15 protein-coding genes, 1 pseudogene and 1 riboswitch are annotated in these 20,069 nt (G+C 71.1%); of the genes and pseudogenes, 15 read left to right on the forward strand and 1 reads right to left on the reverse strand.

Annotation, left to right across the window (positions count from 1 at the left end; all coding sequences use genetic code 11):
- Nucleotides 1–50 precede the first annotated feature (50 nt).
- Complete coding sequence (locus ACFY3C_RS35245) at nucleotides 51–752, reverse strand: hypothetical protein (protein ID WP_390773692.1); 702 nt, start codon at nucleotides 750–752, stop codon at nucleotides 51–53.
- A gap of 192 nt (nucleotides 753–944) precedes the next feature.
- Between ACFY3C_RS35245 and ACFY3C_RS35250 the strand changes: the two genes are divergently transcribed.
- The 15 genes and pseudogenes from ACFY3C_RS35250 (at nucleotide 945) to ACFY3C_RS35320 (ending at nucleotide 20,050) form a co-directional block, all read left to right on the forward strand.
- Complete coding sequence (locus ACFY3C_RS35250) at nucleotides 945–3,227, forward strand: N-6 DNA methylase (RefSeq protein ID WP_390773693.1); 2,283 nt, start codon at nucleotides 945–947, stop codon at nucleotides 3,225–3,227.
- Nucleotides 3,228–3,378: 151 nt separating this feature from the next.
- Nucleotides 3,379–4,032, forward strand: coding sequence for a hypothetical protein (locus ACFY3C_RS35255; RefSeq protein ID WP_390773694.1), 654 nt, complete (start codon nucleotides 3,379–3,381; stop codon nucleotides 4,030–4,032).
- A gap of 38 nt (nucleotides 4,033–4,070) precedes the next feature.
- Complete coding sequence (locus tag ACFY3C_RS35260; protein ID WP_386573852.1) at nucleotides 4,071–5,564, forward strand: protein kinase; 1,494 nt, start codon at nucleotides 4,071–4,073, stop codon at nucleotides 5,562–5,564.
- 124 nt (nucleotides 5,565–5,688) lie between these two features.
- Nucleotides 5,689–6,513 carry a glycoside hydrolase domain-containing protein gene (locus tag ACFY3C_RS35265; protein ID WP_390773695.1) on the forward strand — a complete coding sequence of 275 codons (825 nt, stop codon included), beginning with the start codon at nucleotides 5,689–5,691 and terminating at the stop codon, nucleotides 6,511–6,513.
- Between the two features lie 143 nt (nucleotides 6,514–6,656).
- Nucleotides 6,657–7,304: a SurA N-terminal domain-containing protein gene (locus tag ACFY3C_RS35270; RefSeq protein WP_386573193.1), complete on the forward strand. Its 648-nt coding sequence runs from the start codon at nucleotides 6,657–6,659 to the stop codon at nucleotides 7,302–7,304.
- Nucleotides 7,305–7,446: 142 nt separating this feature from the next.
- Nucleotides 7,447–8,463 (forward strand): nucleoside triphosphate pyrophosphohydrolase, encoded by a 1,017-nt coding sequence (locus ACFY3C_RS35275; RefSeq protein ID WP_390773696.1) that lies wholly within the window; start codon nucleotides 7,447–7,449, stop codon nucleotides 8,461–8,463.
- A gap of 75 nt (nucleotides 8,464–8,538) precedes the next feature.
- Nucleotides 8,539–10,824, forward strand: a complete 2,286-nt coding sequence (locus tag ACFY3C_RS35280; protein ID WP_390773697.1) for a tetratricopeptide repeat protein — start codon at nucleotides 8,539–8,541, stop codon at nucleotides 10,822–10,824.
- Nucleotides 10,821–12,098, forward strand: coding sequence for a cytochrome P450 (locus ACFY3C_RS35285; RefSeq protein ID WP_390773698.1), 1,278 nt, complete (start codon nucleotides 10,821–10,823; stop codon nucleotides 12,096–12,098). The genes ACFY3C_RS35280 and ACFY3C_RS35285 overlap by 4 nt, the downstream gene beginning before the upstream one ends.
- 196 nt (nucleotides 12,099–12,294) lie before the next feature.
- A complete protein-coding gene (locus ACFY3C_RS35290; protein WP_390773699.1) occupies nucleotides 12,295–13,350 on the forward strand; it encodes a transglycosylase family protein in 1,056 nt (351 codons plus the stop codon).
- Nucleotides 13,351–13,533: 183 nt separating this feature from the next.
- Nucleotides 13,534–13,702, forward strand: a riboswitch (cyclic di-AMP (ydaO/yuaA leader).
- A 4-nt stretch (nucleotides 13,703–13,706) separates the two neighbouring features.
- Nucleotides 13,707–14,384 carry a transglycosylase family protein gene (locus tag ACFY3C_RS35295; RefSeq protein WP_390773700.1) on the forward strand — a complete coding sequence of 226 codons (678 nt, stop codon included), beginning with the start codon at nucleotides 13,707–13,709 and terminating at the stop codon, nucleotides 14,382–14,384.
- A 387-nt stretch (nucleotides 14,385–14,771) separates the two neighbouring features.
- Complete coding sequence (gene eno, locus ACFY3C_RS35300) at nucleotides 14,772–16,058, forward strand: phosphopyruvate hydratase (protein WP_386573185.1); 1,287 nt, start codon at nucleotides 14,772–14,774, stop codon at nucleotides 16,056–16,058.
- A 100-nt stretch (nucleotides 16,059–16,158) separates the two neighbouring features.
- On the forward strand, nucleotides 16,159–16,635 hold the full coding sequence (locus ACFY3C_RS35305) for a septum formation initiator family protein (protein WP_386573184.1): 477 nt from the start codon (nucleotides 16,159–16,161) through the stop codon (nucleotides 16,633–16,635).
- 28 nt (nucleotides 16,636–16,663) lie between these two features.
- Nucleotides 16,664–17,065 (forward strand): annotated as a pseudogene (locus tag ACFY3C_RS35310) (DUF501 domain-containing protein); the annotation flags it as partial.
- A 204-nt stretch (nucleotides 17,066–17,269) separates the two neighbouring features.
- Nucleotides 17,270–18,226 (forward strand): exopolyphosphatase, encoded by a 957-nt coding sequence (locus ACFY3C_RS35315; protein ID WP_390773719.1) that lies wholly within the window; start codon nucleotides 17,270–17,272, stop codon nucleotides 18,224–18,226.
- 444 nt (nucleotides 18,227–18,670) lie between these two features.
- The gene (locus ACFY3C_RS35320) at nucleotides 18,671–20,050 is read left to right on the forward strand and encodes an NAD(P)/FAD-dependent oxidoreductase (protein WP_386573183.1); all 1,380 of its coding nucleotides are present in this window, start codon (nucleotides 18,671–18,673) and stop codon (nucleotides 20,048–20,050) included.
- Nucleotides 20,051–20,069 lie beyond the last annotated feature (19 nt).

The following is a 20,069-nucleotide window of genomic DNA, read 5'->3' on the forward strand; positions in this document are numbered from 1 at the left end:
GACGTGAGTGCAACGTCCCGCGCCGACCGGGGGCGGCAGCGCCTGCCGGGTCAGGCCGTCTTCTTCCAGTCGCCGCAGCCGGTCGTCTTGAAGTACGCGTCCTTGGAGCTGATGGTGACGACGGCCGTGCCGGTGACGTTGTTGTTGGCCAGCACCGAGTCCGTGTCGCCCGCGGCGTCCTTGGTGCGCTCCCAGTAGCAGGAGTCGTCCTTGTTCCCGGAGGACTTGTAGGTGCCCGGCGCGATGTCCGTGCCGACCTTGAACATGCCGCCGTCGCCGTCCATCGAGGAGGCGGGCGTGCCCTTCGCCTTCGGGTCCACGGCCTCCCAGTCCTTGCAGTCGGTCGACTTGAACAGCTTGTCGCCGGCCTTGACGGTCACGTAACTCGTGCCGGTGACGTTGTCGTTGGCCAGAATCGAGTCCGTGTCGCCCGAGGCGTCCTTGGCGCGCTCCCAGTAGCACATGCCATCGGTGTTGCCGGTGGTGCGGTAGGTGCCGGGCTTGATGTCGGAGCCGACCTGGTAGTCGCCGTTCCCGCCGAAGGCCGCCTTCTTCTCGGCCGCCTTGGCGCCCCCCGAGTCCTTCTTGCCGCCGGGCTGGTGCGTGGCGGACGCCGAAGAGTCCTTGCTGCCGGAGCTGGTGTCCTTGCCGTCGCTGCCGTCGCTGCCGTCGCTGCCGGCGTTCGCGGACACGACACCGATGACGACGACCCCCACGACGGCGCCCAGCGCGATCTTGCCCTTCATCCCCATGACGGGACCCCCTCCCCTGGCGTGGCGACCGCCCCCTCCGGCTGGTCGCTCGTTCGCTGGGTCAATAAGACCAGAGCCTGTGAACCGAGTCAACACGATTCACATCATTGGTTGTGTACACGCGCGTGAATGCAGGGATCTTGTGTACGCCGGTATGCTCGGCGCACACACGGGACGAGGGGAGTGGGGCCGGTGCAGGACAACGCGACAGAGGTGACCGCGGCCGGTATCGCCCGGCTCGCCGGGGTGGGCCGTGCCGCCGTCAGCAACTGGCGCCGCCGGCACGCCGACTTCCCCAAGCCGGTCGGCGGCACCGAGACCAGCCCGTCCTTCGGGTTGGCCGAGGTGGAGGCCTGGCTGCGCAAGCAGGGCAAGCTCGCCGAGGTCCCGCTGCGGGAACGGGTCTGGCAGCAGCTCGCCGGCCATCCCGAGGGGCCGGTCACCGCCCTGGTGCACGCGGGCTGCGCCCTGCTGCTCATCCATGAGCGACCCACTGTCTGGCTCGACGTGAGCGCCGGTTCCGACGAGCGGCTGGCCGCGATGCTGCCCGGAGCGCTGGACCAGGTGCTCGCCCCGCGCTTCGGCGCCGCGCACGGCCGCGGTGTTCACACCGACCGGGCCGCTGGCTCCTCATCGACTGTGAACAGTCCGCTTCCTGTGAACACAGGTACGGCTGCTCACGGCGAGGCCGGCTTCCCGGCTCCGAGCGCCGTGAACACCCCACCCGCTGTGAACACCCCGTCCGCCCTGCACACCCCGTCCACCGCGAACACCCCGTCCACCGCGAACACCCCGCAGGGCACCCACGGCGCACCCGCTGCCCACAGCACACCGGCCACCCACGGCGCACCCGCCCTCCACACCCCGACCGGCCCCCAACTCCTCCCCTCCGCCCCCCTCCTGCGTGGCGCCGCCGAGCTGGCCGCCGAGATGGGCGCGCGGCAGACCTTCGAGTTCCTGCTGGGCCGGCATCTGGACGCGAACCCGCGCCAGTACACGCTCACCCCGGCCGAACTCGCCCGCCTCATGGCCGACCTCGCCGGTCCCGCCCGCACCGTCCTCGACCCGGCCTGTGGCACAGGCGCCCTGCTGCGCGCCGTGGACGCCCGTCCCGACCAGGAGCTGTACGCCCAGGACAGCGCGCCCGACCTCGCCGCCCTGACCGCGCTGCGGCTCGCGCTGGGCGCCCGGGCCACCGTGCGCGGCGCCGTCGGCGACACCCTGCGCGGCGACGCCTACCCGCAGCTGCGCGCCGACGCCGTCCTGTGCCATCCGCCGTTCAACGAGCGCAACTGGGGCCACGACGAACTCGCCTACGACCCCCGCTGGGAGTACGGCTTCCCCGCGCGCACCGAGTCCGAGCTGGCCTGGGTGCAGCACGCGCTGGCCCGGCTGGCCGACGGCGGCACCGCCGTCCTGCTGATGCCGCCGGCCGCCGCGTCCCGCCGTTCCGGGCGCCGGATCCGCGCCGACCTGCTGCGCCGGGGCGCGCTGCGGGCCGTGGTCGCGCTGCCGGTCGGGGCGGCGCCGCCGTACAACATCGCGCTCCATGTATGGGTGTTGCGACGGCCGGACCGGATGCCCGCGGCGCCCGAGGTGCTGCTCGCCGACACCGGGCGGTTCGCGGGCGAGGCGCGGGGCGGGCCGGACTGGCAGGCGGTCCGGGACGCCGTCCTGGACGCCTGGCGGACCTTCGAGCGCGCGGGCCGGCTGGAGGAGCGGCCGGGGCTGGCGCGTTCCGTGCCGGTCATCGAGCTGCTCGACGACGACGTGGACCTCGCCCCCGCCCGCCATCTGCCGCCCCCGGCCGTGGCCGACGGCGTGGAGCAGCTCGCGGCGGTACGCGAGTGCCTCGGCGAGACCCTGCGGCTGACCGCCGACCTCACCCCGCCCCCCGCCGATCCGGTGTCGCCCGCGCGGTGGCCGCTCACCACCGTCGGTGAACTCGCGCGCGGGGGTGCGCTGGTGCTGCGCACCGGCGGAAACGGCGGCCGCGCGCGCGTGCCCGTTCTCACCGACCATGACGTGCTCGCCGGAGCGGCACCCTCCGGGACGCTCCCGGAGAGCGACGAGGAGGCCGTGCTGACCGAGCCGGGCGACGTCGTCGTACCGGTGCTCGGGGGTGGTTCGGTGGCGCGCGTGATCGACGAGGCGACGGGGGGCGCCGCCCTGGGGCGCAGTCTCGTGCTGCTGCGCCCCGATCCCACGGCGCTCGACCCCTGGTTCCTCGCCGGCTTCCTGCGCGGTACGGCCAACCACCGCCAGGCCAGCAGCTACGCGTCCACGGCCACCCGCCTGGACGTGCGCCGCCTGCAGCTGCCCCGGCTCCCGCTCGACGAACAACGGCGCTACGGCGCGCGTTTCCGCGCACTCGACGAGTTCGAACGCACGCTGCGCCACGCGAGCCGGCTCGGCGAGCAGCTCGTGCGCGGGATGTACGACGGGCTCACGGACGGTACCGTCGCGCCGGATTGACCGCGATGCCCGGACAACGGTTCGGTACAACACAGGCCGGTTGTCCGCGCCGGGCCATATGCTCGAAGCGACCATCGCACGAGTGGTGTCGTCCGCCCGGCCGAGCGCATCGGGCGGGCTCGTACACCCATGTCAGGCATCAGGAGCAGTCATGCAAGGCCACGGCTACGCACGGCCGGTGAAGCAGCCGCCCCACACCGGGTGGCTGGTCTTCATGCGGGTGCTGTTCGTGGCGATCGGGATCTTCAGCCTCGGCTTCCTGACCTGGGCGATGCTGCTGCGGCTGGCCGCCGTCACGCGCAAGCCGCTGGACTGGGGCCTGTTCGTGGCGGTGCTGGCGGCCGACTTCCTCGCCATCGTGCTGCTGGGCAGCGAGCCCGGCGACGAGGTCCACACCTCGGGCGGCTACCTGGGGATGTTCCTGATCCTCGGCGTCCTGCCAGTCGCGCTCGTGTACTACCTGGTCGCGGAGATCCGGCACTTCCAGAAGCTCCAGAAGGCGTACGAGGCGAGCCGGGCGCTGTCCGGGTACGGCTATCCGCAGCCTGCGTCGCCGTTCTCGGCGACGATCGGGGCGCAGACCCCGGCGCCCGCGCCGTCCCCGCTCGCCACGCCCCCGATGGCGCACACGCCCGTCCCGCGGCCCCCGTTGACGACTCCGCCGCCCCAGCGTCCGGCGCCCGCCCGGATCGAGCAGGTGCGTGCCGAACTGGACGAGCTGAGCGACTACCTGCGCAAGCACGACGGCCACCAGGACGGCCGTGACGAGGGCAGGCAGGACGCCGGCCACGAGGGCGGACGGTGACCGTGGCGACAGGACGTGTCGTCGCCGGCCGGTACGAACTGTCCACGCTCATCGGGCAGGGCGGCATGGGCCAGGTCTGGACGGCGTACGACCAGCGGCTCGACCGGCGCGTGGCGGTGAAGCTGCTGCGCCCCGACAAGGTGGCCGGGCAGGAGGCGGACGAGCTGCGCCGCCGCTTCGTGCGCGAGTGCCGGGTCACCGCGCAGGTGGACCACCCGGGCCTGGTCACCGTGCACGACGCGGGCAGCGAGGGCGAGGAGCTGTTCCTCGTCATGCAGTACGTCGACGGCGCCGACCTCTCCGACCACCTCGCCGAGCACGACCCGTACCCGTGGCAGTGGGCGGTCGCGGTGGCCGCGCAGCTGTGCGCCGTGCTGAGCGCCGTGCACGCCGTGCCGATCGTGCACCGCGACCTCAAGCCGCGGAACGTGATGGTGAAGCAGGACGGCACGGTCACGGTGCTCGACCTGGGCGTGGCCTCGGTCATGGACACCGACACCACCCGCCTCACCCACACCGGCTCGCCGATCGGCTCACCCGCCTACATGGCGCCCGAGCAGGCGATGGGAGGTGCGGTCGGCCCGTACACCGACCTGTACGCGCTCGGTGTGCTGATGCACGAACTGCTCAGCGGAGACGTGCCGTTCGCCGGATCCACGGCGCTCGGCGTGCTGCACCGGCACCTGTACGAGCCCCCGCTGCCCGTGCGCCGTATCCGCCCCGAGGTCCCCGAGGCGCTCGAAGCGCTGGTCCTGCGCCTGCTCGCCAAGGACCCGCAGCACCGGCCGGCCTCCGCACAGGAGGTGTACGAGCACCTGGCGCTGCTCCTGCCCGCGCGCGGGATGCCCACCGGGGCGCCTCTGGACCCCACGCGCCCGTTCCTGCGCCCGCACGCCCCGTGGCCGGACCGCGCGCGGACGCCCGCGCCCCAGCCCGCCCCCGTGACACCGGTGCCGAACACGGCCGAGAAGCCCGACGTCGCCGCCGCCGTCGACGAGGTCAAGCGGCTCCTCGGAGAGGGCCGCATCACCCAGGCCGTCGACATACTCGGTGCGATCCTGCCCACCGCGGCCGAACAGCACGGCGAGCACTCCCCGGTCGTGCGCACCCTGCGCAAGCAGTACGCGGCCACCCTCATGGACGACGGCCAGTACCGGCGCGCACTGCCCGAACTGCGCCGCCTCGGCGACGAGCGCGCCGCCGAGGCCGGCCAGGCCGACCCGCAGTCCCTGCGCTTCCGCTACGAGGCCGCCCAGTGCCTGGAGCAGCTCGGCGAACCGGCGGCGGCGCTCGCCGAGTACCGCGCGCTGCTGCCGTACTACGAGAACCAGTACGTCTCCGGCGACCCGCAGCTCGCCCACGACGTGCGGCGCCGCATCGGCCACCTGCTGCTCGCACTCGGCGACCGCCCGGCCGCCCACGACACGCTCGCGCGGCTGCTGATGGATGTCGAACGCTTCCAGGGCCCGGGACACCCGCTGGCCGCGGAGATCCGCCGCACCCTGCAGTGGCTGGGACAGGTGCGCGGCTAGATTTTGCCGTTCCCCGGGGGAATCTTGTGATCTTCGGGAGACTGCGTTTCCCGAAAGCAGGGGCGGCGCCGTATAGGTTGCGCTTCGTTTTTCGCCAGGCACGTACGAGCAGGGGTGGGGTTTCATGGCCGGCCATCGGCAGTCGAAGAAGCGCAGGTACGTCACGTGGGCGGCGGTCGGAGCGGCGGTCGTCGCCGGTGCCGGCATCGCCGCCCAGACCTCCATGGCCGCCACCACCTGGCCCGCGCAGAAGACGTTCACCGGCCGCGCCTTCGACACCTGCACCGCGCCCTCCGAAGCCACGATGAAGGCCTGGCACACCGGCTTCTACGGCGCCGCCGCCGTCTACGTGGGCGGCAAGAACCGCGGCTGCAGTCAGCCCAACCTCACGTCCAAGTGGGTCACGGACGTCACCGCCATGGGCTGGAAGCTCATCCCCCTCTACGTCGGCGCCCAGCCGTCCTGCGGGTCCGGCGGCTCCGAGAAGATCAGCGCCGCCACCGCCGCGTCCGTCGGCAAGTCCGAGGCGGACGACGCGGTGGCCAAGGCCTCGGCGCTCGGCATCAAGGCCGGCAGCCCGATCTACCTGGACATGGAGGCGTACGACACCACGAACACGTCGTGCAACACCGCCGTGCTGACGTACGTCCGCGCCTTCGACAAGGAACTGCACGCCAAGACGTACCGCGCCGGCTACTACGGCTTCACCAGCTCCAGCGCCAAGGCGATCGCCACCGCCACCGACAAGACGGACCTGCCGGGCAACCTCTGGTACGCGCTGTGGGACAAGCAGAACACCACCACAGCGGACTGGCCGTGGGGCTCCACCCAGTTCACGAACCACAGCCGCGCCCACCAGTACATGGTCAACAGCAAGGAGTCGCACGGCGGCGTCACGCTCACCGTCGACCGTGACGCGTGGGACGCGCCGGTGGCCATCACCGGCTGACGAGGGGACCGCCGGTGCGCGCGGCGGTGCCTGAAGTCGTGGTGAATCGTTGGTCGAATGGGTTGGCCAGAGCTGGACCTCTGCCTACCATCGATCACCGCAAGACTTTGTGCACCGTCGCACAATCTCCTCGGGAGGTTTCCTTGCACCGCCGCCGTCGCACCGCGCTCGTCCTCTCCGCCGCGATCGCCGCCGCGGCCCCCCTCCTTGCCGCCTGCGGGAACGATGTGCACCCCGGTGCGGCGGCCGTCGTGGGAGGGCAGCGGATCACCGTCGCCCAGCTGGAGAACCGGGTCAACGAGGTACGCAAGGCGCAGCGGGCCGCGGTGCCGGACGAGACCCAGTACCAGCAGGTCCTCTCCTCCACCAGCAGCCTCACCCGCGACACCCTGCACAACATGGTCCTCGACCGGGTGCTGCACCGCGCCGCGCAGGACGCGGGGATCACGGTCACCCGCAACGACGTCGTGCAGATGCGCACCGGCCTGGAGCAGCAGGCCGGCGGCGCCAAGGGGCTGGAGACGGCCTGGCTGCAGAAGTACGGCATCGCGCCCGAGCGCCTCGACGACAACCTCCGCCTCCAGCTCGAGGCACAGAAGCTCGCCGCGAAGCTCGGCACCGACACCTCCCAGCCCGCTTTCTGGAAGGCCCTGTCCAACGCCTCCGAGGAACTCCACGTCGACCTCAACCCGCGCTACGGCTCCTGGGACGTGCAGAAGAGCAGCCGGGTGGACGCCAAGACGCCGTGGGTGCGGGAGGTCACGGCGGGAGAGCAGCAGCAGACGGCGTAGCGGGCGGTTTCCCGGTTTCCGGGGGTGCCGTAACGGTACGGCAGGCTGCCTGTGGACGACCGTCGGTCATACGATCACACGACACCCCTGCCCCTGTGGACAACCGATCCCGTCCCTCTTCACCGTGGGTTAGGTTCGGATCGTGAACGCAACCAGCCCCGAAGCCGCCCCCGGCCGCATCGTCCTGCTCACCACCAGCCACCGTGTCGCGCCCGGCCTGCTGTCCTGGCCCGCCTGGCAGGCGCTGCGCACCGCCGACGCGGTGCTGTGTGCGGACGGTGCGCACCCGCAGCTGCCATATCTGCGGGAAGCCGGGATATCCGTGGCGGACGCGTCCCCCACCGCCCAGGAGCTGGTCGACGCCTGCGCCGGCGGGCGGACGGTGGTGGTCGTGGCCACCGGCGAGGGAGAGCCCGCCCTCACCGACGGCCTGGCCCGCCTGGCCGGCTCCGGCCGGGTGCGGATGCCGGAGCTGGAGCTGCTGCCCGCCTCCTACGACCTGCCCGGCGCCCGCCTCCTCGACCTCGTCCAGGTCATGGACCGCATCCGCGCCGAATGCCCCTGGTCGTCCCGGCAGACCCACAAGGGCCTGGCGAAGTACGGCATCGAGGAGGCGTACGAACTGGTCGAGGCGATCGAGGCCGGCGACCGCGAGGAACTGCGGGAGGAGCTGGGCGACGTCCTGCTCCAGGTCGTCTTCCACTCCCGCATCGCCGAGGAGGACGCGGACGCGCCGTTCTCGATCGACGACGTGGCCGGCGGCATCGTCGCCAAGCTGATCCACCGCCACCCGCACGTCTTCGGCGACGAGAAGGCCGAGACCCCGGAGGACGTCAAGGAGCACTGGCTGCGCACCAAGGCCGTGGAGAAGCGGCGCACCTCGGTCACCGAGGGCGTCCCCCTCGGCCAGCCCGGCCTCGCCCTCACCGCCAAACTCGCCTCCCGCGCCCACACGGCAGGTCTGGACGTCCCCCTGCCGCAGGGGGAGGGCATCGGCTACGAGCTGCTGGCCATGGCGGTACGGGCCGAGGCACAGGGCGTGGACCCGGAGGCGGCGCTGCGGGCGGCGGCGCGGGTGTACCGGGACGCGATCAAGGAGACGGAAGACCAGGGGAAGAGGGATGCGGAGGACGGAGGCGAAGGACTGGCGGTGAGCTGACTGCTTACAGGGCGTCAGAGCCCGTACACCTCAGTACCGTTGACCTGAACGTGGTGGTGAGGTGTGGGGGCGTGCGTGAGGCTGGAGTCGGAGCTGGCGAGCGTTGGGGCCGAGGTCCTCGTGGCGAGGCGGGACCCGGTGGAGTGGGCCCGGGTGCGGAAGGCGTTCGCGGCCTGGTTCAAGGGCAACGGCGCTCCCGGCTACGAGACCGAACTCCGCGTCGACCCGTGGCCGGCGGCAGGTCTCACGGAGCTGGAGCAGAAGGTCTGGTTCACGCGCGTGCGCATGACGCTCGACCATGCACCCTCCAGAGATGTCGCGGCCGATCAACTGCGCCGCCTGATAACGGAGTTCGCCCTCACCCAGGATGCGGGACGAGACCCGGACCCCGGCCCGCAGTCGGAGCAGGCCCCGCCCCTTTCCGCAGACCACGTCGACTTCCGGCGCGGCACCTTCCACGACCGGGTCGTGGGGGTGCAGCACAACCACTACGGCGCCGTTCCCGCACCGGCGCAGTGGCGGCCCGTCGGTCAGGTGGGGCCGCGGGAGTTCGGCGTACACCCGACCGGGCCCGTGCCGGGGCTGCCCGACGTACCGCCGTATGTGCCGCGCGACTGCGACGAGGACCTGCGCGCCAAGCTCGCCCGCACCAGCCTGGTGCTGATCCTGGGCGAGCCGTACGCGGGCAAGTCGTACACCGCCTGGCACGGTGTGCGCGCACTGGAGGACCATCGTCTGTACGCTCCGGACCCGGGCGAGGACCTGCGTCCGCTGGTGGCCACACTGCGGAGCGAACCCGGCAGGTACGTCGTCTGGCTGGACGAGCTGACCGACCACCTCGGCCCGGGCCGGCTGGACCTTCGGCTGCTGGGGCGGCTCAACGAACAAGGTGCCGTCGTGCTCGGGACGATGCGCCCCGCCGAGTACTACAGGCGCCGCGCCGGGAGCGCCCCCGGCGACCGTGTCGTCGCCGCGGCGCGCACGGTGGAGCTGGCGCGCGAGTGGAGTGAGGACGAGCTGGCACGGCTGTCGGCGCACGACGACCCACGTGCCTACCCGGCGTACATGTGGAGCGGCAGAGAGGGGGCGGCCTCGTACTTCGCGGTCGGGCATCTGCTGTTCGACGAGTGGCGCCGGGTGGGCACACAACTGGAGCATCCGGGCGGGCAGTTACTGGTGCGGGCGGCGGTCGATCTCGCCCGGTGCGGGGTCACGGGCGCGGTACCGGCCGAGCTGCTCAGGAGCGTTCAGGAGCAGTACGGGGCGCAGGAGGGGGAGTCCTTCGAGGACGCGCTCGCCTGGGCGACGGCGCCGATGTTCGGGGTCTCGGGGCTGATCGTGGCGGGCGAAGGGGAAGGCACCTGGCGGGCGTACGGGGCACTGGTCGCGGAGGCGCTGCGGTCGGGGGACCTGGAGCCGGTGCCGGACACGGTGTGGTGGACGCTGCTGGACGCGGCGGAGAACGGGGCACCGCTGGACCGCGGCGTGATTCTCGGGGCGGCCCGCGCGGCGCTGCGCCCGCGTGTCGAGGCGGGGGACGCGGAGGTGCTGTTCAGCCTTGCCCTCCGCACCGAGGGCGAGGAGGGCACGTCCCTGCTGCACCGGGCGGCCGACGCGGGACACGCGCAGGCGGCGGGAGAGGTGGCGAGGCATTTCCTGCTGATCGACGGGGACGAGCAGGCCGCACTCCCGTATCTGGAGGTTGCCGCGGAGAGCGGGGACTCCTGGGCCGCGCTCCAGCTCGGCCGGATCCACCGCGACCACGCCGAGCGCTGGCTGCGTACGGCCGCGGAGGCGGGAGAGGGCGCGGCGGCACACGAGCTGGGCGACATGCTGGTGGGGCCCGGACGCGAGGACGAGGCGCTGCGCTGGTACCGCAAGGCCGCCGCAGCGGGCCACCGTGAGGTGGCGGGGAGCCTCGGCAACCTCCTGTACTACTGGCACGATCAGGAGGCGGAGGACTGGCTCCGGTACGCCGCCGCATGGGGTGACGTCCGCGCCGTGAACAGCCTCGGCGTCTATCTCGACGCCGAGAAGGACGCCGACGACACCGAGAAGGAACTCCTCTACCGGCAGGCCGCCGAGGGCGGAGACCCGTCCGCGGCGGTCAACCTCGGCCTAACGCTGGAGAACCTCGGCCGGGACGAGGAGGCGCTGTCGTGGTACCTCAAGGGTCATGAACGGGGAGCCGCGTACGCCGAGCTGCACATGGCCGAGCTGCTGAGGAAGCAGGGGAAGGACACGGAGGCCGAGGAGTGGTTCCGCAAGGCGGCCGCCCTGGACCCGGAAGGCGTCCCCGCATCGCTCCCGGAACCACCCGGCCACACCTCCACCAGCGATCTGGATATCGTCCAGGAGTGACCAGCCGGCCCAGCCACCCCCACCCCCCGACCGCCCCCGACCTCTTCACCTGGGAGTTCGCCAGCAACCCCTACCCCGCCTACGCCTGGCTCCGCGGGCACGCCCCCGTGCACCGGACCCGGCTGCCCAGCGGGGTCGAGGCCTGGTTGGTCACGCGGTATGCCGATGCCAAGCAGGCCCTCGCCGACCAGCGGCTGAGCAAGAACCCGGCGCATCACGACGAGCCCGCGCATGCCAAGGGGAAGACCGGCATCCCGGGCGAGCGCAAGGCCGAGCTGATGACGCACCTGCTGAACATCGACCCGCCGGACCACACCCGCCTGCGCCGGCTGGTCAGCAAGGCGTTCACGCCCCGCAGGGTCGCCGAGTTCGCGCCCCGGGTGCAGGAGCTGACCGACCACCTCATCGACCAGTTCGCGAAGCAGGGCTCGGCCGACCTCATCCACGAGTTCGCGTTCCCGCTCCCCATCTACGCCATCTGCGATCTGCTCGGCGTCCCGCGCGAGGACCAGGACGACTTCCGGGACTGGGCGGGGATGATGATCCGGCACGGGGGAGGGCCGCGGGGCGGGGTCGCGCGGTCGGTGAAGAAGATGCGGGGCTATCTCGCCGAGCTCATCCACAAGAAGCGCGAGGCCCTGCCCGACGACCCCACCCCCGGCGAGGACCTGATCTCCGGCCTCATCCGCGCCTCCGACCACGGTGAGCACCTCACCGAGAACGAGGCCGCGGCGATGGCCTTCATCCTGCTGTTCGCCGGGTTCGAGACGACCGTGAACCTGATCGGCAACGGCACCTACGCCCTGCTCACCCACCCCGAGCAGCGCCACAGCCTGCAGCGGTCCCTGGCCGCGGGGGAGCGGGACCTCCTGGAGACCGGGGTCGAGGAACTCCTGCGCTACGACGGCCCGGTGGAGCTGGCCACCTGGCGGTTCGCCACCCGGCCGCTCACCATCGGCGGGCAGGACATCGCCGCCGGGGACCCGGTGCTCGTCGTCCTCGCCGCCGCCGACCGGGATCCGGAGCGGTTCGCCGACCCGGACGTCCTGGACCTGTCCCGCCGGGACAACCAGCACCTCGGCTACGGCCACGGCATCCACTACTGCCTCGGTGCCCCGCTCGCCCGTCTGGAGGGCCAGGCCGCGCTCGCCACCCTCCTCACCCGCCTCCCCGACCTGCGGCTCGGGGCGGACCCGGCCGAGCTGCGCTGGCGCGGCGGGCTCATCATGCGCGGCCTGCGCACCCTCCCCGTGGAGTTCACGCCCGCCCCCTGAGCGCGGCTCGAACAGGCCGGACACGGGCAGACGTTCGCACAGCCGAACATGACAGGCACTTTCTTCTGTGATCTTCACGTGATCTGCGCGGCATTAACTTGTGACAAGTGATCGTCTGCCGATACGTTCACTCATCAGCGTGGCCCCCGAGTTCCATCGGCCACGCCGGCCCCGCTGTCGCACGAAAGGCTTCCGCATGCTCTCCGGGAACGGTCGTCACCGTCGCCCCCGTCAGGCTCCGGCCCTCCTCGTCGCGGCCGGCGTGACCGGCTCCGCCATCGCCATCCCGCTGCTCGGCGCGGCGAGCGCCAACGCGGCCGACGGCACCACATGGGACAAGGTGGCCGAGTGCGAGAGCGGCGGCTCCTGGAGCGCCGACACCGGCAACGGTTACTACGGCGGCCTGCAGATATCCCAGGACGACTGGGACAAGTACGGCGGCACGAAGTACGCCTCCACCGCCGACCAGGCCAGCCGTTCGCAGCAGATCGCCGTCGCCGAGAGGATCCTCGACGACCAGGGCACCACCCCCTGGGCCACCTGCGCCCTGCTCTCCGGCATGACCTCGAAGTCCGACTCCGTGGACGTCGACACGGGCGTCTCGGACTCGGGCTCGGACTCCGACTCGGGCTCGGCGCACTCCGGGAACTCCTCCAAGTCCTCGGACTCGTCCAAGTCGGACGGCAGTTCCGATTCCGACGAGAATTCCGACTCTTCCGACCTGTCGGATTCATCCTCCTCGTCACCCTCATCCGACTCCTCCTCGGATGCGAAGGGCAGGCCGTCCCCGAGCGCTGACCAGGACGCCGACTCCAAGGGCTCCGGCAAGAGCACAGACACTCCCAAGTCCGACAAATCCGCATCGCCCGACTCCGGAGACGTTCAGGGGGACGAGTCCGTCACCACGGATCCCGCAACGGAGGGCTCGGACAATTCGTGGCAGACCAGCGGCTCTTCGAGCCTGGTCGACACCGGCGCCCTCGGCAGTGGCGGACGTCACCGTGGTGCAAGTGCGGACGAAAGCGCGACAAACGGTCAGAACGACACCCCGTCGGGTCGCCATGCCGGCCGCGACGCGGGCACCTACACCGTCCGCGAGGGTGACACCCTCTGCTCCATCGCCGACTCCCTTGACCTCGACGGCGGATGGCACGCGCTCTATGCCGGGAACAAGAAGGCCATCGGCGCCGACCCGAACCACATCAGTGCCGGTCAGACCCTGAAAGTCGGTGCCGAAGAGGGCGATAAGTAGCGGGAGTTGACGCCCCGCTTCGCTCCCTAATGTCCCTTTTGGTGAAAGTGTGGGATGAGTCTCAGAAGCCCTGATCGTCTTTGAAATTCCGCCCATCGCCTGTCTACGGTCAAGGCCGCTCGTCACCACGAGCCCCGGCATCCGCAACGCCGAGTCCTGCCAGCGGCCGCCCGGGAACAGTCGTCGCGTCATGCGCCGTAGGCAGGAGCGGGGGACCCAAGGTAAGTGCCGGGACCGGCAGTTGATGTCGGTACCGGCTTGGGGTGAAGCCGCGTCCCGTAAGGGCCGCGGCCGGGCAACTCAACCGGCCCGAACCCGACAGCTCACCTCGCAGGCGTCGGTGAGGGGATCGATCCATGCTGTTCTCCGGCAAGGGCACGCACCGTCGTCCGTTCAAGGCCACCCGTGTCATCGCGCTCGCCGGTGTCACCGGCGCCGCCATCGCCGCCCCGCTGATGGCGGCCGGCAACGCCTCCGCCGCCACCGCCTCCGAGTGGGACAAGGTCGCCCAGTGCGAGTCCGGCGGCAACTGGTCGATCAACACCGGCAACGGCTACTACGGCGGCCTGCAGTTCTCCGCCTCCACCTGGGCCGCCTACGGCGGTACCGCCTACGCCGCCCGCGCCGACCTGGCCACCAAGCAGCAGCAGATCACCGTCGCCGAGAAGGTCCTCGCCTCCCAGGGCAAGGGCGCCTGGCCGGTCTGCGGCACGGGCCTGTCGAGCACCCCGTACAGCGGCACCGCGGCGGCCCCGTCGAGCAGCAGCGCCTCGAAGACCACCACGACCACCACCCGCGCCACCGAGCAGCAGGCCGCCTCCCGGTCCGCCGAGCGCCAGACCGTCACCACCCCGACCGGCAAGAAGGTCAAGAAGGGCGACGGCGAGTACAAGGTGGTCAAGGGCGACACCCTCGGCACGATCGCCGAGAAGCACAAGGTCAAGGGCGGCTGGCAGAAGCTGTTCGAGCTGAACAAGGGCATCGTCGAGGACGCCGACCTCATCTACCCGGGCCAGCAGCTGCACCTGAAGTGACACCTGGCTCCCACCGGAACCACAGCGCTCTCACAAGGCCTGCCCCCACTCTGAAGGCCTCGTGAGGGTCTTCCCCCCGTCCCCACGGGCTCCCCGTCCCGGCGCGTGTTCCCCCGTACGCGCCGGGGCGGGGTTGTTTGTGCCCCCACCCTGTGTCCCCGCCTCGCTCCCCGCCCCGTTTCCCCTCTGTCTCCCCGCCTGTTTCCCCACTCTTCGGCCGGGCCTCATCCACAAGCCTCTTTGTTCCGAGCGTGAACAATAGGTACGGTCTCCCTGTCCCTCTCCGTCCACGGGTCGGTCGGTCGGTGGCCGACGCCCCCAGGACGGTTAGGCTCTAGGCGCAAGGCACACAAGCCCCGCACAACCAGCGTCACATCCACGAAGGAGATGCTCGTGCCGTCCATCGACGTCGTCGTAGCCCGGGAAATCCTGGACTCCCGAGGCAACCCCACGGTCGAGGTCGAGGTCGGCCTCGACGACGGCAGCACGGGTCGTGCCGCCGTCCCGTCCGGCGCCTCCACCGGCGCCTTCGAGGCCATCGAGCTGCGCGACGGTGACCCGAACCGCTACCAGGGCAAGGGTGTCGAGAAGGCCGTCCTCGCCGTCATCGAGCAGATCGGCCCGGAGCTGGTCGGCTACGACGCCACCGAGCAGCGCCTGATCGACCAGGCCATGTTCGACCTGGACGCCACCGACAACAAGGGCTCCCTCGGCGCCAACGCCATCCTCGGCGTCTCCCTCGCCGTCGCCCACGCCGCCTCCGAGGCCAGCGACCTCCCGCTCTTCCGCTACCTGGGCGGCCCGAACGCGCACCTGCTGCCGGTGCCGATGATGAACATCCTGAACGGCGGCTCGCACGCCGACTCCAACGTGGACATCCAGGAGTTCATGATCGCCCCGATCGGCGCGGAGTCCTTCTCCGAGGCCCTGCGCTGGGGCACCGAGGTCTACCACACCCTCAAGAAGGTCCTGAAGGGCAAGGGCCTGTCCACCGGCCTCGGCGACGAGGGCGGCTTCGCCCCGAACCTCGGCTCCAACCGCGAGGCCCTCGACCTCATCCTCGAGGCCATCAAGCAGGCCGGCTACGTCCCCGGTGAGCAGATCGCGCTCGCGCTCGACGTCGCCGCGTCCGAGTTCTACAAGGACGGCAAGTACGAGTTCGAGGGCAAGTCCCGCTCGGCCGCCGAGATGACCGAGTACTACGAGGAGCTCGTGGCGGCCTACCCGCTCGTCTCCATCGAGGACCCGCTGTTCGAGGACGACTGGGCCGGCTGGAAGGTCATCACCGACAAGCTCGGCGACAAGGTCCAGCTGGTCGGCGACGACCTGTTCGTCACCAACCCGGAGCGCCTGGCCCGCGGCATCGAGGAGGGCACCGCCAACGCCCTGCTCGTGAAGGTGAACCAGATCGGTTCGCTGACCGAGACCCTGGACGCCGTCGAGCTGGCCCAGCGCAACGGCTTCAAGTGCATGATGTCCCACCGCTCCGGCGAGACCGAGGACGTCACCATCGCCGACCTGGCCGTCGCCACCAACTGCGGCCAGATCAAGACCGGCGCCCCGGCCCGCTCCGAGCGCGTCGCCAAGTACAACCAGCTGCTGCGTATCGAGGAGATCCTCGACGACGCCGCGGTGTACGCCGGCCGCTCGGCCTTCCCCCGTTTCAAGGGCTGACCCCTCTCGGGCCAATCCTCAGCCAGTCGTACGTACGTCCCCGTACTCGGTCCCGTACCGTGTGCGGGGACGTACGCGCGTGTGAAGGGGAGGCGGGGACATGGCCGTGAAGGACCGGGACCGGTTCTCCACCGCGACCAGGCTCAAGCTGCTCGGCGAGCAGACGGCGGCCCGCGTCTACCGCTCCCAGACCAAGCGGCAGGCCCGCCGCTCCCGCCTCACCGGCCGCGCGGCGCTGCTGGCGCTCGTGCTGTGCTCGCTGATCGTCGCGCTCGCCTATCCGATGCGGCAGTACGTTTCCCAGCGCGCCGAGATCGCCGACCAGCAGCGGCAGCAGGAGCAGGCCCGGGGGCGCGTGGAACAGCTGCGCGACCTCAAGGCGCGCTGGCAGGACGACGCCTATGCCGAGCAGCAGATCCGGCGCAGGCTGCACTATGTGATGCCCGGCGAGACCGGGTACGTCGTGATCGACCCGGGCACGGCCAAGCAGTCCCGCGCCGACCTCAGGGCCGCCCACCGGCCCTGGTACGCGAACGTCTGGGACGGGGTCGACAAGTCCGACGCCTCCGACCAGTGAACCGACAGAAAGACAGCTGAACACAGTCATGGAAACGCCTCCGCCGCCCACTCCGCGTACCGAGCCGACCGACGCGGACGTCGAGGCCTTCAAGCAGCAGCTCGGGCGTCCGCCGCGCGGGCTGAGGGCGATCGCGCACCGGTGCCCGTGCGGGCAGCCGGACGTCGTGGAGACCGCCCCGCGGCTGCCGGACGGCACGCCCTTCCCGACGACGTACTACCTGACGTGCCCGCGCGCCGCCTCGGCGATCGGCACGCTGGAGGCGGACGGCGTCATGAAGGAGATGACGGAGCGGCTGCAGAACGACCCCGAGCTGGCCGCCGCGTACCGGGCCGCGCACGAGGACTACATCCGGCGCCGGGACGAGATCGAGGTCCTGGCGGGCTTCCCGAGCGCGGGCGGCATGCCCGACCGGGTGAAGTGCCTGCACGTCCTCGTGGCCCACTCGCTGGCCGCCGGCCCGGGCGTGAACCCGCTCGGCGACGAGGCGATCGCCATGCTCCCGGAGTGGTGGCGCAAGGGGCCGTGCGTGCAGCCGCTGGAGGCGCCCGACCCGGCGGACGAGCACCCGGGCGAGGAGGGCGCGGTCCTCGACCCCGCCGAGGCCCGCAGCGGCTTCTTCGCCGGCAAGCCGCTGGTCGCCGAGGGTTTCTCGCGGGTCGCGGCCGTCGACTGCGGTACGAACTCGATCCGGTTGCTCGTGGCCGACGTCAATCCGGCCACCGGCGAGCTGCTGGAGCTGGACCGGCGCATGACGATCGTGCGGCTCGGCCAGGACGTGGACCGCACCGGCCGGCTGGCGCCCGAGGCGCTGGAGCGCACCTTCGCGGCCTGCCGCGAGTACGCGGACGTCATCCGTGAACTCGGCGCCGCCAAGGTGCGGTTCGTCGCCACCTCCGCCTCCCGGGACGCGGAGAACCGGGACGACTTCGTGCGCGGTGTCGTCGGCATCCTCGGTGTCGAGCCCGAGGTCATCAGCGGCGACCAGGAGGCCGAGTTCTCCTTCACCGGCGCCACGAAGGAACTGAGGGGCCGCGAGGACCTCGCCAAGCCCTACCTGGTGGTCGACATCGGCGGCGGCTCCACCGAGTTCGTCGTGGGCGAGGACCACGTACGGGCCGCGCGGTCCGTCGACGTCGGCTGCGTGCGGATGACCGAGCGGCATCTGGTGCAGGACGGCAAGGTGAGCGACCCGCCAACCGCGGAGCAGATCGCCGCGATGCGGGCCGACATCGAGGCCGCCCTGGACCTGGCCGAGGAGTCGGTCCCGCTGCGCGAGGCGCGCACCCTGGTCGGCCTGGCCGGCTCGGTGACCACCGTGTCCGCGATCGCCCAGGACCTGCCCGAGTACGACTCCGCGCGCATCCACCACTCCCGTATCTCCCGCGACCGGGTCCGCGAGATCACCGAGTGGCTGCTGCGCTCCACGCATGCCGAGCGCGCCGCGATCCCGTCCATGCACCCGGGCCGGGTCGACGTCATCGGCGCGGGCGCCCTCGTGCTGCTCGCGATCATGGAGCGGACCGGGGCCGAGGAGGTCGTCGTCAGCGAGCACGACATCCTCGACGGCATCGCGTGGTCGGTGGCGTAGCTCTCTTTTGTTACTCGTTGGTAGCTGCCGACTGAGCAGGTCGGATAACGTCTGAGCGGGACTGGGGGGCCCTCGCGGGCCCCTCGGTGACGGTCGGTCGGAAAAGTTCGTGAAGTTCTTCACAAGGAATTTCGCCTCGTGGAACCGTAAAAAGGGGCCGGTTGGCCCTTCCGTGGATGCCCAGGCCGTTTGAACATGTTCAGACGGTGGATGCAACAGGGGCTCGGAAGGGGGTGCTCCAGGGGTGTTGCGAGGTGCTCACAGCCACCCCGGTCGCACAGAGAGGCAGCTCACGCGGCCTTGACAACGGGTCAGACCGCCCAGGGGTTCGCCCTCGGCGCCATGACCTGCGTCACGCGGGTCGCGGAGTTTAGCACAGGGCCTGTCGGAGCTTGTGAAGGGGCGCACGAGCACCCCTCCTGGGGCGGGTGGATACTCGATGGCATGAGCACCACGGAGCGTCCCAGGATCCTCGTAGTAGGCGGTGGGTACGTAGGCCTGTACGCAGCTCGGCGCATCCTCAAGAAGATGCGCTACGGCGAGGCGACCGTCACGGTCGTCGACCCCCGGTCGTACATGACCTACCAGCCCTTCCTCCCCGAAGCCGCCGCCGGCAGCATCTCCCCTCGGCACGTCGTCGTCCCGCTGCGACGCGTGCTGCCGAAGGCGGAGGTCCTCACCGGCCGGGTCACCACCATCGACCAGGACCGCAAGGTCGCCACGATCGCCCCGCTGGTGGGCGAGGCGTACGAGCTGCCCTTCGACTACCTCGTCATCGCGATGGGCGCGGTCTCCCGCACCTTCCCGATCCCCGGCCTCGCCGAGCAGGGCATCGGCATGAAGGGCATCGAGGAGTCCATCGGCCTGCGCAACCACGTCCTCGAGCAGCTGGACAAGGCCGACTCCACGACCGACGAGGAGATCCGCCGCAAGGCGCTCACCTTCGTCTTCATCGGTGGTGGCTTCGCGGGTGCGGAGACCATCGGCGAGGTCGAGGACATGGCCCGGGACGCGGCCAAGTACTACAAGAACGTCTCCCGCGAGGACATGCGCTTCGTCCTCGTCGACGCCGCCGACAAGATCCTTCCCGAGGTCGGCCCCAAGCTCGGCCAGTACGGCAGGGAGCACCTGGAGAGCCGGGGCGTGGAGATCTACCTCTCCACCTCCATGGACTCCTGCGTCGACGGCCACGTGGTGCTGAAGAACGGCCTCGAGGTCGACTCCAACACCATCGTCTGGACCGCCGGCGTCAAGCCGAACCCGGCCCTGGCCCGCTTCGGCCTGCCCCTCGGCCCCCGCGGTCACGTCGACTGCGAGCCGACCCTCCAGGTCGCCGGCACCGACTACATCTGGGCCGCGGGCGACAACGCCCAGGTGCCCGACCTCGTCGGCCGCAAGGCGGGCAACGAGAACGCCTGGTGCCCGCCGAACGCCCAGCACGCGCTGCGTCAGGCGCGCGTCCTCGGCGACAACGTGATCTCCGGTATGCGGGGCTTCCCGCAGAAGGAGTACGAGCACGCCAACAAGGGTGCGGTGGCCGGTCTCGGCCTGCACAAGGGCGTGGCGATGATCGTCATGGGCAAGATGAAGATCAAGCTCAAGGGCCGCCTCGCCTGGTACATGCACCGTGGCTACCACGGTCTGGCGATGCCGACCTGGAACCGCAAGATCCGCGTCTTCGCCGACTGGACCCTCGCCATGTTCCTCAAGCGCGAGGTCGTCTCCCTCGGCGCCATGGAGAACCCGCGCGAGGAGTTCTACGAGGCTGCCAAGCCGGCGCCGGTCGCCGCCGCCAAGACCGGCGAGAAGGCCAAGGCCTCCTGACCTCCGGTCGTCCGACAGC

It is taken from the genome of Streptomyces sp. NPDC001410, from assembly GCF_042895235.1.
GTDB lineage: Bacteria > Actinomycetota > Actinomycetes > Streptomycetales > Streptomycetaceae > Streptomyces.

Excerpts from the sequence above, each read along its gene's own strand:
- ACFY3C_RS35245 (WP_390773692.1), bottom strand. The coding sequence starts at position 752 with ATGGGGATGAAGGGCAAGATCGCGCTGGGCGCCGTCGTGGGGGTCGTC.
- ACFY3C_RS35255 (WP_390773694.1), top strand. The coding sequence starts at position 3,379 with ATGCAAGGCCACGGCTACGCACGGCCGGTGAAGCAGCCGCCCCACACC.
- ACFY3C_RS35265 (WP_390773695.1), top strand. The coding sequence starts at position 5,689 with ATGGCCGGCCATCGGCAGTCGAAGAAGCGCAGGTACGTCACGTGGGCG.
- ACFY3C_RS35290 (WP_390773699.1), top strand. The coding sequence starts at position 12,295 with ATGCTCTCCGGGAACGGTCGTCACCGTCGCCCCCGTCAGGCTCCGGCC.
- ACFY3C_RS35295 (WP_390773700.1), top strand. The coding sequence starts at position 13,707 with ATGCTGTTCTCCGGCAAGGGCACGCACCGTCGTCCGTTCAAGGCCACC.
- eno (WP_386573185.1), top strand. The coding sequence starts at position 14,772 with ATGCTCGTGCCGTCCATCGACGTCGTCGTAGCCCGGGAAATCCTGGAC.
- ACFY3C_RS35305 (WP_386573184.1), top strand. The coding sequence starts at position 16,159 with ATGGCCGTGAAGGACCGGGACCGGTTCTCCACCGCGACCAGGCTCAAG.
- ACFY3C_RS35320 (WP_386573183.1), top strand. The coding sequence starts at position 18,671 with ATGAGCACCACGGAGCGTCCCAGGATCCTCGTAGTAGGCGGTGGGTAC.